The sequence below is a fragment of the uncultured Fretibacterium sp. genome, from assembly GCF_938040765.1.
In the GTDB taxonomy this organism is placed as follows: Bacteria; Synergistota; Synergistia; order Synergistales; family Aminobacteriaceae; genus CAJPSE01.
Window position 1 is genome coordinate 1 of record NZ_CALIAA010000120.1, and the last position, 14,403, is coordinate 14,403.

Consider the following 14,403-nt stretch of genomic DNA (forward strand, 5'->3'; position numbering starts at 1 on the left):
TCAAAGATACCATAATGGTAGTCTTTTATAAACCACCCACTCCTTCTAGCGAGGAGCCGCTCTTTTTTTGCCAGGGTCGGTTTCTACGGCGGCACGGCACTCCGCATTTTCTACGGGCTCGACAGATATTCGGAGGATATGGACTTTTCCCTGCTGCGGCCCGACGAATCGTTCTCCCTGGACGAATATGAGCCGTTCGTCATCAAAGAGCTGGAGGCGTTCGGTTTCGAGGTGCTATTTGAAAAAAGGAAGAAACGCTGGGAGACACGCATCGAGTCGGCCTTTCTGAAAGCCGACACAAAAACGCAGTTTCTCGCGGTAGAGAGTCCGCAGGCACTGGCCGGTCTCTTGCCGATGGGACAGAGGATCCGGATAAAAATCGAGGTGGATACCGACCCTCCCCCCGGTTTTGCGACGGAGATGAAATATCACCTCCGCCCCATTCCGTTCCCCCTGCGGCTCTACGTTCTGCCGGACCTTTTCGCTGGAAAAATGCACGCGCTGCTCTGCCGCGACTGGAAGGGACGCGTCAAGGGCCGCGACTGGTACGATTTTGTGTGGTATGTGTCGCGCAGAACGCCCCTGCATCTTGCGCACCTTGAAAAACGAATGATGCAGAGCGGACACAAAACCTGGGACGGCCCCCTGACCGTAAAAATATTTCACGACCTGCTGATAAAACGGATAGAGGCGCTGGACGTCGAATCGGCAAAGGCCGATATCATTCGTTTCGCCTCCAACCCGGATGGCCTGTCGATCTGGTCCGGCGACTTTTTTCTGGCGGCGGCTCAGAAAATGTCCTTTGCATAGCCGGGCTTAACCGGAGCGAAGTACGCACCAATCCCGGTCACCGATATCTCGGCAGTCCGTCAGGCCAGACCTTGCCCTGCCCATTTCGGCGGAAATGGCCTACAATTTCAAGCTGGCTCCAAGTCCAAGGAAAAGGGGATGAAGCGGTTGACCATTGCGGAGGTGAGCGAGCGGTTCGGGACCTCTCCCGACACGCTGCGGTACTACGAAAGGGTGGGGCTCATCCCCCCCGTCGGAAGAAAGGGCGGGATGAGGAACTACGACGAGAGCGACATCAAGTGGATCGAGTTCATCCTGTGCATGCGGAGTGCGGGGGTGCCGATCGAGGAGCTGAGGACCCTGGCCGATAAGCTGGACTACAAGATCGCCCACTACGATACCGAGTTTCTGGAAAAGGAGAAGCAGCTGCTCGGAGAACGGTCGTAGGATCGAGCGGGGCCCGATCCACGGGCCCCGCTCGTCCGATTGCCTTCGTCGTCTTATTCTCCATAAACCTCCCGGGCCACCGGAAACGCTGCCCAGGCCTTGGGCCAGCCGGCATAAAAGGCGAGCTGCGTGATGATCTCCACCATCTCCTCCCTCGTCACGCCGTGCTCCTTCGCCGTCGCGATATGCCCGAGGTATTCGCCGGTTGACTTTTGCCGAGGAGGGCCGACAGCGCATGTCCCGAAAGCTTCCTGCGAGAGTGGAAGGTTACGACAAAAAGTTTCCCCGCCCCTCCCTCAGATGGCCGACGTCGCCCAAAAGCGCCACACGCGGCATTTCGTCCGTGAACTCGACGCAGGAGACGCCGCAGTTCGGGATCCTGAGCCGCCAATAGCAGGACAGCGGGACGTCGAGAAAGTGACAGATCAGCACCTTGAGGACCGCGCCGTGCGTCACCAGCAGCGCGTCTTTGCCGGAGCTCGGCATGGCGCGTTCCAGCGCCGAGACCGCCCTCCGCTGCACGTCCGCCAGGGTCTCACCGCCGGGGCCGGGCATCCTCACCCTTTCGGGACAGGAATGCCACTCCTCCAGCAGGGACGCGTCCTTTTGCGCGATCTCCCGCACGGTCATGCCCTCCCATTCGCCGTGGTGGATCTCCATGAAGCCGGGGTCGGTGACGAAACTTTCGCATTCCGCCGCCTCGAAGATCCTCCTGCCGGTCGCCTCCGCCCGCCTCAGCGGCGAGGAGAGCACCGCGTCCAGCGGAAAACCGCGAAAGCGCCCGGCCGTAAGCTCCGCCTGCCGCAGCCCCGTCTCGTCCAGCGGGATGTCCCTCTGTCCCTGAAGGCGCCCTTCCCGGTTCCAGGCCGTCTCCCCGTGGCGCACCATGAAGAGCCTCATTTCCGGACTGTCCTCCTCATTCCGCGGCGGCCGTGGGCGGTCTTGCGCCCTTCCTCCTGCGCAGGTGGAAGAAGTAAACGGCCAGGATGAGCACCACCCCGACCAGGTCGCTCGTCGTCCCGGGGATGAGGAGCCCCAGCCCGCCGGCGACCAGAAGCAGGCGCCAGTAGGACTTTATCGGGGCATTGAGGTAGCCGATCAGGCCGCCCCCGATCCCGAACAGCCCCACCAGGGCGGTCAGGATCATGGGCAGGGCCTCGGCGAAGGTCCCGTCGATCATGATGAGCTTGGGATTGAGCGCGAACATGTAGGGCACCAGAAAGGCGGCGATGGCCAGCTTGGAGGCGTTGACCCCCGTCTTGAAGGGATTGCCCCTGGCGATGGCCGAGCCGGCATAGGCTGCCAGCGCCACGGGAGGCGTGATGTCCGCGATGATGCCGAAGTAGAAGCAGAACATATGGGCCGCCAGGAGGGGGATGCCCAGCTGAATCAGGATCGGCGCCGCCACGGTCGACGTGATGATGTAGTTCGAGGTGGTGGACACCCCCATGCCGAGCACCAGCGACGTGACCATGGCGCAGACGAGCCCCAGGAACACGTTGCCCCCGACGACCTGGAACATCCCGGCGCCGATCCTCTGTCCCAGGCCGGTCAGTGTGACCATCCCCACGATGATGCCCGCCGTGGCGCACGCCGTGGCCACCGAGACGATGTTGCGCGCGGACAGGGGCAGCGCCGCGAGGACCTGCCTGGGGGAGACCCAGGTGCCCTTCCTCAGAAAGGGGACCACGGCGGCGATCAGGACGCCCCACAACGCCGACCGGGTGATGGTGAAGCCCGACAGCATGAAGTAGATGATGGCGCACAGCGGCAGGACGAGATGCCCCTTCTGCAGGAGCAGGGGCTTCGCCGGCGGCAGTTTTTCGCGCGGCAGGCCCTTCAGCCCCTTGCGCCGCGCCTCGAAGTCCACCATGATCCAGATCCCCGCGAAGTACAGCAGGGCGGGGATCAGCGCCACCAACATGAGCTGCGGGTAGGGAACCCCCACCGACTCGGCGATCAGGAAGGCGGCCGACCCCATCACGGGGGGCATGATCTGCCCGCCCGTGGATGCCGCGGCCTCGACGGCCCCGGCGAACTCCGGCTCATAGCCCAGGGACTTCATCAGGGGGATGGTGAACGACCCCGTCGACACGGTATTCGCCACGGAGGAGCCCGACACGGTGCCCTGAAGGGCCGACGACAGCACCGCCACCTTCGCCGGACCGCCCACCGCCCATCCCGCCAGGGCGTTGGCGAGGTCGATGAAGAACTGGCCGATCCCCGTCTTCTCGAGGAAGGCCCCGAAGAGGATGAACAGGAAGATGTACGTCGAACAGACCCCGATGGGATTGCCGATGACGCCCTCGGTCGTGATGAAAAGGTGTGTGAGGATGCGCGGCAGCAGGTAGCCCCTCTGCGCCAGGAACCCGGGCATCTCGATCCTGATCAGGCCGCGCGACCCCATCAGGCCGTAGAGAATGAAGCACAGCGCGATGATCACGATGGGGGGCCCCACCACGCGCCAACAGGCCAGGAGCACGAGGCCCAGGCCGATCCCCGCCATGACGGTGTCCATCATCGTATAATCGCCGGCGCGAAGCTGAAGGGCCTTGAAGTTGACGATGAAGTAGGCGATCACCGCCAGAAACGCCGCGGCGAAGAGTATATCCAGAGGGTTGATCCTCCGGCGGCTCGATTTCTTCGTCGTCGGATAGAGGATGAAGGCGAGGCTGACGGCGAAACCGAGATGTCCGTAGCGGAGGATCTGCTGCGGCAGACGCCCGCTCAGCGAAGCGTAAAGCTGAAAGACGGCAAAGAGCACCAGGACCACCGTAATGAGGACGTTCACGCCCCCGGAGAAGATGCGATAGCGCGAATCGCGTTCCAGCTCGGACAGATCGACATCCACGGGGATTGCATTCAATTTTTCGCGATTGAAAAGGCTCAACGCCGCCACCCTCCTGCAGGAAAATTAGGACCGCGCCTCGACCGGCCGGGACAAGGACACAAGGCGCAAGGGCCCCGCCCGGAACGGGCATCCATCATTACCGGATGACCGACACGGGACGACGCCTCATGGTCCCGACGGACTTCCGAGGCCATAAAAAAGCCCGGCAGTTCACGGAAAAGGCACTGCACCCGTTGAACGGCCGGACTGTCTGGTTCTTCAATACAACTCGCTGTTGGACAAGAAAGGGGAAGGGATGACGACGGGCGCTTACCTGTCGGGAACCGTGATTCCCTTCTCCTTGTAGAAACGGGCCGCGCCGGGATGGACGTTGCCCGGGATGCCGCGGAAGGGGTTCTTCAGGGACATGTGCCCAGCCTTCTTGTTCACCTCGCGGATCTCGTCGAGGTGCCCGTAGATGGCCTCCGTTATGGCATAGACGTCGTCCTCGTCAAGCTCCTTCAGCGCCACGAGCATGGACATCACCGCCACCGAGCTCACGGGATGGCCCAGCTTGTACTGGTCGTCCGGCGTCGCATACCCGGCGTAAAAAGGATACTTTTCCAGCAGCATCCAGACGTGCTCGTCGTCGATGGAGATGACGTCGATCTTGCCCGTCAGGGACAGCTCGGTCACGTTCGCGTTGGGGTACCCCGAGCACATGAAGAAGGCGTCGATCTGGTCGTCCTGAAGCGCGTTCTTGGCCTCGGACTGACTGAGAAAGCGCTCGTCGATATCGTCGTAGGTCATGTTGTAGATGCCCAGAATCTGCCTTGCCGCGACCTCGTAACCCGATCCGACGGCCCCGACGCAGATGCGCTTGCCGCGCATATCGGACACGCTTTTGATTCCGCTGGCCTTGCTGACGACGATCTGGACCATCTCGGGGTAACAGGCGGTGACCGCGGAGAAGTTGTTCACGGCGCCGTCGGCAAACTGTTCTACACCGTTCAGCGCGTAGCTGTTGACGTCGGTCTGCACCAGGGCAAGTTCGATATCGGCCTTTTTGAGGAGCCGCACGTTCTCCACGGACCCCCCCGTGGAGCTCACGGTGATGTTGGCCCCCGTATACCGGTTGATGACCTGCGCCAGCGCGCTTCCGAAAGCGTAATAGTTTCCCGTGGCGCTCCCCGTGCCCATCAGGAAGCTCCCCGAAATCTTATGCTCGCCCGCAAAGGAGGCGGTAACCCCCAGGAGCAGGGCCGCGCTTACCGCCAGGGCCATCCAAACGCTCTTCCTCATCATTTTTCCCTCCCGAATCTGCGTGCTCCACAGAACCATCACGGGTCCGACAAAAACGGAAAAAACACAGCCGCCGCAAAAACCCCGATCCGCTCGGCACCTTTCACAATATACTATAACGAATCGGGCTTTTCAAGCGAGGCCCCCAGGCAGGGGACACGACGGCCTCAGATCCTGGCGACCCCCGTCCTCCTGGCCGCATCCGCCACGGCCACGGCCACGGCGGGCCCCACGCGGGGGTCGAAGGCCGTGGGAATGATGAAGTCAGCGCTCAGCTCATCCGCGGAGACCAGCTCCGCAAGCGCGTACGCCGCAGCCATCTTCATCTCCTCGTCGATGTCGCTGGCGCGCACGTCGAAGGCTCCGCGGAAGATCCCCGGGAACGCCAGCACGTTGTTGATCTGGTTGGGGAAATCGCTGCGGCCGGTGGCGACGACCTTCGCGCCCGCGGCCCTGGCCTCGTCGGGGAAGATCTCCGGCACCGGGTTGGCGCAGGCGAAGACGATGGGATCGCGCGCCATGCCGCGGACCATCTCCTGCGTCACGGAGCCCGGGGCCGAGACGCCGATGAACACGTCCGCCCCCCTCATGGCATGGGCGGTCGTGCCGCGGAGCCCGCGGGGGTTCGTCACCTCGGCCATCTCCTCCTTGATCCAGTTCATGCCCTTCTCCCGTCCCTTGTAGATGGCGCCCGTGCGGTCGCAGAGCGTGATATCGCGCACCCCCGCGGAGAGCAGCAGCCTGGTGATGGCTATGGCGGCGGCCCCGGCGCCGCTGACGGCAATTTTTATGTCCCCGATCCCCTTGTCGACGACCTTGAGGGCGTTGATCAGCCCCGCCAGGGTTATGACGGCCGTGCCATGCTGATCGTCGTGAAAGATGGGGATATCGCACTTCTCCTTCAGCTTGCGCTCGATCTCGAAGCAGCGCGGGGCGGCGATGTCCTCGAGGTTGATGCCGCCGAAGGAGCCGGAGATGTTGTATACGGTCCGGACGAACTCGTCCACATCCTTCGTCCTCACGCACAGGGGGAAGGCGTCCACCTTGCCGAACGCCTTGAAGAGGACGCATTTCCCCTCCATGACGGGCATGCCGGCCTCGGGCCCGATGTCCCCAAGGCCCAGGACGGCGCTGCCGTCGGTGACGACCAGGCACAGGTTGTGCCGGCGCGTCAGCTCGTAGCTCTTGTCGACGTCCTTCCGAATCTCGAGGCACGGCTGAGCGACCCCCGGGGTGTAGGCCAGCGAGAGGGCCTCCCGGGTGTCCACGGGGACGGTCGCCGCCACCTCGATCTTACCCTTCCACTTTTCATGAAGCCTCAAGGATTCCTTCGCGTAATCCATCGATACCCCTCCCGCCTTTTTTCAAAAAACCAGCCCCGCGAACCGGAGGGCGTTCAGCCGGAAAAGGCGGTGCGATACACCTCGTCCTGTTCCGGGAAATGCGTGACATAGCCGACAGGAATCCTGTTTCCCGTCGCCTCGATGATCGCTCTCGCTCCGTCCTCGCCGAAAGCGCCGCAGAGCTCTATGCAGCCGACGCCCTCGCGCTCCAGCCTGAGCGCCTCCTCCTTCGCCTCCCCTATGCTCGCGACGCCGACGATCCGGGCCGTACCGTCATGAATCGACGCCCTGTCCGCCTCGATATTGAAATCGCCCATAATCAGAAATGCAAATTTCATGACGCCTTACCTCCTGTTTACTCCCACTCGATCGTCGCGGGCGGCTTCGAGGTCACGTCCAGCACCACGCGGTTGATCCCGCGCACCTCGTTGCAGATGCGCCGGGCCGTTACGTCCAGCACCTCCGGCGGGATGCGCACCCAATCGGCCGTCATGGCGTCCTGGGAGTTCACCGCGCGGAGCGCCAGCACCTCGTTGTAGGTGCGGCCGTCCCCCATCACCCCGACCGTCCGCACGGGGAGCAGAACGCAGAAGGACTGCCAGATCTTTTCATAGAGTCCCGCCCTCTGCAGCTCCTCGCGAAAGATCGCGTCGGCGGCGCGCAGCGTGTCGAGGCGCGGCCTCGTGATTTCGCCAAGGCAGCGCACCGCGAGCCCCGGGCCCGGGAAGGGCTGCCGGTTCACGATCGCGTCCGGCACGCCGATGAGGCGTCCCAGCTCCCGGACCTCGTCCTTGAAGAGATCCCGGAGCGGTTCCAGCAGGCGGAGCTTCATCTTCTCCGGCAGTCCGCCCACGTTGTGGTGCGATTTGATGAGCACCGAGCCCTTCTTGCTGCCGCTCTCGATGACGTCGGGATAGATCGTGCCCTGCAGGAGCCAGTCCACGCGGCCGACCTTCGCCGCCTCGGCGTCGAACACCTCGATGAAGAGGCCCCCGATGATGCGGCGCTTTTTCTCCGGGTCGGTAACCCCGGCCAGCTTGCCCAGGAAGAGCTCCGAGGCATCAACGTGACGGACCGACAGCCCCAGCCCGTTGTAGGAATCCATGACCTGACGGGCCTCATTGAGGCGCATCAGCCCATGGTCGACGAAGATGCACTCCAGCTGAGGGCCGATGGCCCGATGCACCAGCGCGGCGGCGACGCTCGAGTCCACGCCGCCCGACAGGCCGCAGACGACGCGCCCGTCCCCGACCCTCTCGCGGATATCGGCCACGGCGTCCTCGGTCCAGTCCCCCAGGTTCCAGTCCCCCCTGCATCCGCAGACCTCGAACAGGAACTGCCTCAGGATCCGCGTCCCCTGCCGGGTGTGGACGACCTCCGGGTGGAACTGGAGGCCGAAGCATCGGCCCGCCTCGTCCTCCATGGCGGCGATGACGCCGTGGGCCGTCTCCGCCGTGACCCGGAACCCCGGCGGCACCGCGGCGACCCGGTCGCCGTGGCTCATCAGGACCTCCAGGTTGTCGGCGAGGTCCCCGAAGAGGACGGACTCCCCGCGCCGTTCTATGGGCGTGACCCCATATTCCGGACGCTCGCCCGAGGCGACGGTCCCACCCCGCACCTTCGTCATGAGCTGCATCCCGTAGCAGATCCCGAGGATGGGAACCCCCAGGTCGAAGAGGTCCCGGTCGACGACGATGGCCCCCGGCTCGTTGACGCTGTCCGGTCCGCCGGAGACGATGACGCCCAGCGGGGCGAGCTCCGCGATGCGGCTTCGGGGGGCATCCCACGACAGTACGACGCTGTGGATGTGCAGCTCCCGAACCCTCCGCGCGATCAGTTGGGTAAACTGCGATCCGCAGTCTATGATGACGATGTTTTCCACGGGACTCCCCTTCCTTGAAACGTATACTCCATTCCAGTTTTTAAGAAAACGCTGATTTAATCCATGAAGCCCCCCGGTGGTACCCCGGCTTGACTGTTTTGAGGAAGAAGCCTACCGGGGCCGCCGCTATCCCCAGAGGGGAGTCTTCCGGCCATTCGCTCGCTTCGCTTGCGGGCCGATCAGTCTCACTATAGCGGCGTAGGGGATTGGGGGCGAAGCCCCCATGTCGATTTTTTCAGGAGGGATATTGATTGAGTGGACGCACCATTACCCTGGACGGGCTGTCCCTGAAGCTGGATGACATCGTGCGCGTCGCGCGGCATGGGGATGCGGTGCGCCTTGGAGAGGACGCGGTTCGGGCCGTCGGGAGGGCCGCCGCCCTCGTGGAGGGCTGGGCGGAGTCCGACCGGGTGATCTACGGCATCACGACGGGGTTTGGGGACCTGGCCTCGGTGAGGATATCGCGGGAGGACCGCGCCGCACTTCAGGAGAACCTGCTGCGCAGCCACGCCTGCGGGGTCGGCGAGCCCTACCCCGTGGACGTCACGCGCGCCATCATGCTGCTGCGGATCAACACGCTCAGCCGGGGGCACTCGGGCATCAGCCTCGGGACGCTCTCCGGCCTTGTCGGGCTGCTGAACGCGGGCATTCATCCCCTCATCCCCTGTCAGGGTTCGGTCGGGGCCTCGGGCGACCTGTGCCCGCTCTCCCATCTGGCGCTCGGCCTCATGGGGGAGGGGATGGCGGAGTATCGGGGCAGGGTCGTCCCGGCCGCAGAGGCCCTGTCGGACGCGGGCCTGGCCCCGGTCTCGCTCGGGGCCAAGGAGGGACTGGCCCTCAACAACGGGACCACGGTCATGAACGCGGTGGGCGCGCTTGCGTTGTTGGACGCCGAACGTCTGGCCCGCACGGCGGACGTCGCCGCCGCCCTGTCGATGGAGGCGCTTCACGGCGTCCCCTACGCTTACGACGCCCGCACCCATGCGCTCCGGCCCTTCAGGGGGCAGAACGCCGTGGCCTCGAACCTGCGCCGCCTGATCGAGGGCAGCGGCATCGTCGAGCGCTATAAGAAGGACCGCGTCCAGGACGCTTACTCGCTGCGCTGCGTGCCCCAGGTGCACGGCGCGGGCCGGGATGCGCTGGCCTACGTTCGCGGCGTGCTGGAGACGGAGATCAACTCCGTCACGGACAACCCCCTGATCTTCCCCGACGAGGGGGAGGCCCTGAGCGGGGGGAACTTCCACGGCGAGCCCCTGGCCCTTGCCATGGATTTCTTCGGGATCGCCATGGCCGAGTTCGGCAGCATCTCCGAGCGGCGCCAGGCCCGGATGGTCGACGCCTCGCTCTCCGGCCTGCCTCCCTTCCTGATCGAGGGCAGCGGTCTGAACAGCGGCTTCATGATCCCGCAGTACGTCTCCGCCTCCCTGGTCTCGGAGAACAAGGTGCTGGCCCACCCGTCCTGCGTGGATTCCATCCCGACGTCGGCGAATCAGGAGGACCACGTCTCCATGGGGGGCTACTCCGCCCGCAAGGCCGCGACGATCCTGGACAACGTCCGGAAGGTCGTGGCCGTGGAGCTCCTGACGGGCGCCCAGGCGCTCGAGTTCAGCCTGAAGGACCTGAAGCCGGGCAAGGGAACGGGCGCCGCGCACGCCTGCATCCGCTCCGCGATTCCCTTTCTGGGGAAGGACGAGTTCCTGTACCCGCTGATCGATCGGGCCATCGAGCTGACCCGCGGCGGAGAGGTCCTGGACGCCGCGGAGGCCGCGGTCGGGGCCCTGGATTGAGGCGCGAAACGGATACGACGGATATATGACGGATATATAATGGTGGGGATACAGAAAGGGCCCCACGACAATTTCTTCTGAATTTTTTCGGGCGCGGGGACAGGTCCCCGCGCTTTCGATTTTCGAGTGTTTTATAATGTGGAAGATTTATGATTTTGAGGAAAGGAGCTGTCGGAGTGGCCTTGAAGCTGTTCAGACATGCGCGCATTTATACGCCCCTGATGGGCAGACGCCCCGCTGTGGGGGAGGAACAGGGGAAGCTGGCCGTTTACGAGGACGGCTGTTTTCTGGTGGAGAACGGCCGGCTCCTCGCCGTCGGGGCGATGAGGGACGTCGAGGAACGCCTGGAGGGGCGCACCGCGGATCAGGAATTTGATTTTGAAGGGGCCGCGGTGGTCCCCGGCTTCGTCGACCCGCACACCCACGCCTGTTTTGCGGCGCTGCGCGAGGAGGAGTTCTCCATGCGCCTTGCGGGCAAGTCGTACCTCGAGATCCTTCAGGCGGGGGGGGGCATCCTCTCGTCCGTCCGGGCGGTCCGTTCGGCCTCGGACGAGGCGCTGTTCGCGTTCTCCCGGTCCCTCCTGGACTCCACCCTCCTCTACGGGACCACGACGATCGAGGTCAAGAGCGGCTACGGTCTGGACGTCGAGACGGAGCTGCGGATGCTCCGCATCATCGACCGGCTGGGCAGGGAGACGCCTCAGACCGTCATCCCCACCTTCATGGGGGCCCATGCGGTGCCGGAGGAGTTCCGGGGGGACCCGGAGGGCTACGTGGCGCTGCTGCGGGAGGAAATGCTGCCGGCCGTCGCGAAGCAGGGCATTGCTCGCTTCTGCGACATATTCTGCGAGGAGGGCGTGTTCTCCGTGGAGCAGAGCCGCCGGGTCCTGGAGTGCGCGCGGGAGCATGGGCTTCACCTCAAGGTGCATGCCGACGAGGTACATGACCTGGGCGGCGCCGCCTTGGCCGGCGAGCTTCGCGCCGTCTCGGCCGAGCATCTGCTGGCCGCGTCCGACGCCGGAATCGAGGCGATGAAGGAGTCGGGGGTCGTGGCGGTGCTGCTTCCCGCGACGGCCTACAGCCTGCGCAAACCTTTTGCCCGGGCCCGGACGATGGTGGAAAAGGGGGTCCCCGTCGCGCTGGCCACGGACCTGAACCCCGGTTCCTGCTTCTGTTCGTCCATGCCCTTCGTCCTCAGTCTCGCCGTCATGGGGATGGGCCTGACCCCCGAGGAGGCCCTGACCGGCGCGACCCTGAACGCCGCGTGGGCGGTCGGGGCGGCCCATAACGTCGGAAGCCTGGAGCCGGGCAAGATGGCCGATTTTCTTGTCCTGGACGGCGAGACGCCCGCCGTCTTCGCCTACGCCTCGGGTACACGGCCGATAAGGTCGGTGTGGAAACAGGGAGAGCGTGTGGCATGAGGGGGCGCATCTCGTGGGGCGGCCGTCCGTCCGCCGTTTTGGGGGTGAGTTGGATGCGCCGTCTGATTACGCTGTGTCTGGCGCTTTGCCTGTCCTTTTGTCCGGGGGCTGAGGCGGCTTCCGTTGCCCGAGGCGTCTTCCTCTCCGAGCTTCTGGAAGCCCGCGGTCTGGACTGGAGCTCGGCCAGGGAAAATGATGGCGCGGCCTTCATTTTGAGGAGCGGACTGGTGACGGATCCCGTCGGCAAGCTGAACGCGCCGGTGACGCGCCGGGATGCGCTGCGATGGAGCGTCCAGGCCCTGGGGCTGGAGGTCGAGGCGCGGATCCTGTCGGGCCTTTCGCTCCCATTCAAGGACGTGAAGTCCCTGTCGGCCCTCGACCGCGGCTGCCTGGCCGTGGCGGTGAACATGGACCCTCCCCTGATTCGGAGCGGGGTCCCGACCTTCAGGGGCGAACACACGATCACGGACAAGGAAGCGCAAAGCCTGCTGTCCGCCGTCCGCAGGGCGAGCGGCGGCCTCGAGCTGGACGTGAAGCTCTCCCCTGCGTCGGGGATGACGCTGCACATCCACAGAAACGGCGTCTCGACCGGCATCCCCAAATGGAGGGTCTATGCGGACGGGTTCAACGACAAACCGGAGGCCGAGGCGATGCAGCGCTTCCTGAAGGGCAAGGGCTTCGACATGACGGCCTCCCAGCCGAATTACGAATGGATCCTGCGCAGCGGGCTTCTGGAGGACTACGGCCGGGTGCGCCGCCTGTTCGATCTGATCCGCTCTCGGGGCCGCAAGGCGCGCATTCTGGCGTCGGTCACGAACCGGGATACGGAGATCATGCCGCGCTATTGGGCCACCCTGACGATGGACCCCGACCGCTACAGGCTGGAGCCTATCCTTGCGCCGGGCGGCTCCTCCGCCCTCGCCCCTCTGTCGGAGATGGCCCGTACCGCAAGGGTCCGAGCCGCCGTCAATGCGGGCTTCTTCTCCGTGACGGGGCGGAACCGCGGGCTGCCCATCGGGACGCTCCGCATCCGGGGCTCGCTCGTAAACCCACCTTATCAGGGCCGGACCTGCCTGGGCTGGAACAAGAAGAACGAGGCCGCCTTCGGCGAGGTCTCCTGGAGCGGCTCCATCCCGACGGACCAGGGGACCCTCTCCCTGAATGCCGTGAACCGTTTCGTCAAGGGCGATACGCTGGTGCTCTACACGCCGCACTACGGGGCGTCGACCCCAAGCGTGACGTCCATCCCGGCCTCGGAGGTCGTGGTGCGCGGAGGGAAAAGCGCCGGCCTCCGGGAAAGCGGCGGGCCCCTCGAGCCCGGAACCTGGGTGCTGGCCGGGTACGGGAGCAACGCGGACCTTCTGAGGGATATCTTCCCCGCAGGCACGAGAACCCCGGTGCGGGTTCAAAGCGAGCTGACGGGCGGCGGCGGGGAGTCCTGGGGGGAGATGGAGAACATCGTCCAGGCAGGCCCGTTCCTCCTCAGCGAGGGCGAGGTGCGGGTGGATGCCGAGGGGTTCGGGAACTCGCTGGTCAACCTCAGACACCCTCGCTCCATCGTAGGACTGACGAACGACGGCAACTGGATTTTCATGGTCATCGACGGACGCAACGGACTGCACGCGTCGGGCGCCACCCTGATGGAGGCCGCGGAGCTCCTGAGCTCCATGAACATGGCCTATGCCCTGAACCTTGACGGCGGCGGATCCTCGGAACTGTGGATCGACGGCAAACTCTACAACTCCCCGTCGGGGGGGAAGGAGCGGCCCGTCAGCTATGGGATCGGGGCGCGAAGCGTGCGGTAGCCGTCTCCGTCCTGCGTCCTCCAGTACGGGGGATCGTGAAAAATGCGGAGAAGGGCTCTGTACCTCTCTGTGTTTTCTGTGCTAAAATAACAAAAATCATGGGGTATGCGGTTGCGCGCTATCCTATTTTTCCGTGGGGAAGGGTCGTGTTTTTGTAATGAAGAAAGGGCTCCTTTGCGCGTTGCTTTTGGGGACGGCTGTGGCCGCTTCGTCTCCCGCTCTGGCGTGGGATGCGGCCAAGCAGAAGAACCTGGGATCGGATCACATCAAGATGCAGTGGTACCTCCTGGACTACGGCAAGAAGGACAACGTTCCCTTCGCCGTCGCGCGGAAGTACTACACCAACACCTCCGTCAAGCAGCAGACGGTGGACCTGCTGATGTCCAAGTACAACCTCTCTCCGGAGGTTGCGGGCAGCCTCTATTTCACCGAGTACGGCTACGAGTACACGCCGGACGGCAAGCAGTTCGCGGTGACGTACCTCAAGCACTTCGACATGCTTGGCAACGAGATTTACGGCACGGTCTTCGACAACAGCAGCGATGCTCAGAAGAAGGTCTTCGCTGCGGTGGATCCCAAGTCGACCCCCGGCAAGGGGCTGGCCTATGCGCAGGGCAAGACCCCTGCCGCCCAGAAGGCGGCTCCGGCCAAGAAATCCGGCAAGGTCAGGGTCAGGAAGAAGAAGTAAACGAAAAAGCTCCGACTTGCTGGGCTGCGGCAATGCCGCGGCCCAGTTTTTTTGTTGTGAGGCCCCATCCCATGCAGGAGGAGAGCCCGCCAGAACGGCGGGCTCTCCT

At 64.4% G+C, this 14,403-nt stretch carries 13 protein-coding genes; 6 read left to right on the top strand and 7 right to left on the bottom strand.

The annotated features are described in order from the left end of the window. The first annotated feature begins 27 nt into the window (after positions 1-27). On the top strand, positions 28-810 hold the full coding sequence (locus tag Q0176_RS04330) for a nucleotidyl transferase AbiEii/AbiGii toxin family protein (protein ID WP_299299615.1): 783 nt from the start codon (positions 28-30) through the stop codon (positions 808-810). A 138-nt stretch (positions 811-948) separates the two neighbouring features. Beyond that, complete coding sequence (locus Q0176_RS04335) at positions 949-1,236, top strand: MerR family transcriptional regulator (protein WP_299299595.1); 288 nt, start codon at positions 949-951, stop codon at positions 1,234-1,236. A 53-nt stretch (positions 1,237-1,289) separates the two neighbouring features. Here the strand turns inward: Q0176_RS04335 and Q0176_RS04340 are convergent, their stop codons facing one another. The 7 genes from Q0176_RS04340 to guaA form a co-directional block, all read right to left on the bottom strand. After that, positions 1,290-1,421 carry a carboxymuconolactone decarboxylase family protein gene (locus tag Q0176_RS04340; protein ID WP_299299617.1) on the bottom strand — a complete coding sequence of 44 codons (132 nt, stop codon included), beginning with the start codon at positions 1,419-1,421 and terminating at the stop codon, positions 1,290-1,292. Positions 1,422-1,503: 82 nt separating this feature from the next. Continuing rightward, complete coding sequence (locus Q0176_RS04345; RefSeq protein ID WP_299299597.1) at positions 1,504-2,136, bottom strand: histidine phosphatase family protein; 633 nt, start codon at positions 2,134-2,136, stop codon at positions 1,504-1,506. Between the two features lie 16 nt (positions 2,137-2,152). Further along, positions 2,153-4,126, bottom strand: coding sequence for a TRAP transporter permease (locus tag Q0176_RS04350; protein WP_299299599.1), 1,974 nt, complete (start codon positions 4,124-4,126; stop codon positions 2,153-2,155). A gap of 270 nt (positions 4,127-4,396) precedes the next feature. Continuing rightward, positions 4,397-5,368, bottom strand: a complete 972-nt coding sequence (locus Q0176_RS04355) for a TAXI family TRAP transporter solute-binding subunit (RefSeq protein WP_299299601.1) — start codon at positions 5,366-5,368, stop codon at positions 4,397-4,399. 167 nt (positions 5,369-5,535) lie between these two features. After that, positions 5,536-6,711: a malic enzyme-like NAD(P)-binding protein gene (locus Q0176_RS04360; protein WP_299299603.1), complete on the bottom strand. Its 1,176-nt coding sequence runs from the start codon at positions 6,709-6,711 to the stop codon at positions 5,536-5,538. A gap of 53 nt (positions 6,712-6,764) precedes the next feature. Further along, a complete protein-coding gene (locus tag Q0176_RS04365; protein ID WP_299076175.1) occupies positions 6,765-7,049 on the bottom strand; it encodes a DUF6506 family protein in 285 nt (94 codons plus the stop codon). Positions 7,050-7,066: 17 nt separating this feature from the next. Beyond that, positions 7,067-8,593 (bottom strand): glutamine-hydrolyzing GMP synthase, encoded by a 1,527-nt coding sequence (gene guaA, locus Q0176_RS04370; protein ID WP_299299605.1) that lies wholly within the window; start codon positions 8,591-8,593, stop codon positions 7,067-7,069. A gap of 251 nt (positions 8,594-8,844) precedes the next feature. Here guaA and hutH point away from each other — a divergent pair, with 251 nt between their 5' ends. The 4 genes from hutH to Q0176_RS04390 all read left to right on the top strand — a co-directional run bounded on the left by hutH (position 8,845) and on the right by Q0176_RS04390 (position 14,294). Next, positions 8,845-10,380 carry a histidine ammonia-lyase gene (gene hutH, locus Q0176_RS04375; protein ID WP_299299607.1) on the top strand — a complete coding sequence of 512 codons (1,536 nt, stop codon included), beginning with the start codon at positions 8,845-8,847 and terminating at the stop codon, positions 10,378-10,380. Positions 10,381-10,556: 176 nt separating this feature from the next. Next, positions 10,557-11,801: an imidazolonepropionase gene (hutI, locus tag Q0176_RS04380; RefSeq protein ID WP_299299609.1), complete on the top strand. Its 1,245-nt coding sequence runs from the start codon at positions 10,557-10,559 to the stop codon at positions 11,799-11,801. After that, positions 11,798-13,606 carry a phosphodiester glycosidase family protein gene (locus tag Q0176_RS04385; protein WP_299299611.1) on the top strand — a complete coding sequence of 603 codons (1,809 nt, stop codon included), beginning with the start codon at positions 11,798-11,800 and terminating at the stop codon, positions 13,604-13,606. Before hutI ends, Q0176_RS04385 begins: the two co-directional genes overlap by 4 nt. Before the next feature lie 157 nt (positions 13,607-13,763). After that, entirely contained in the window at positions 13,764-14,294 is a 531-nt protein-coding gene (locus Q0176_RS04390) for a hypothetical protein (protein ID WP_299299613.1), read from the top strand. The last annotated feature ends 109 nt before the right edge of the window (positions 14,295-14,403 follow it).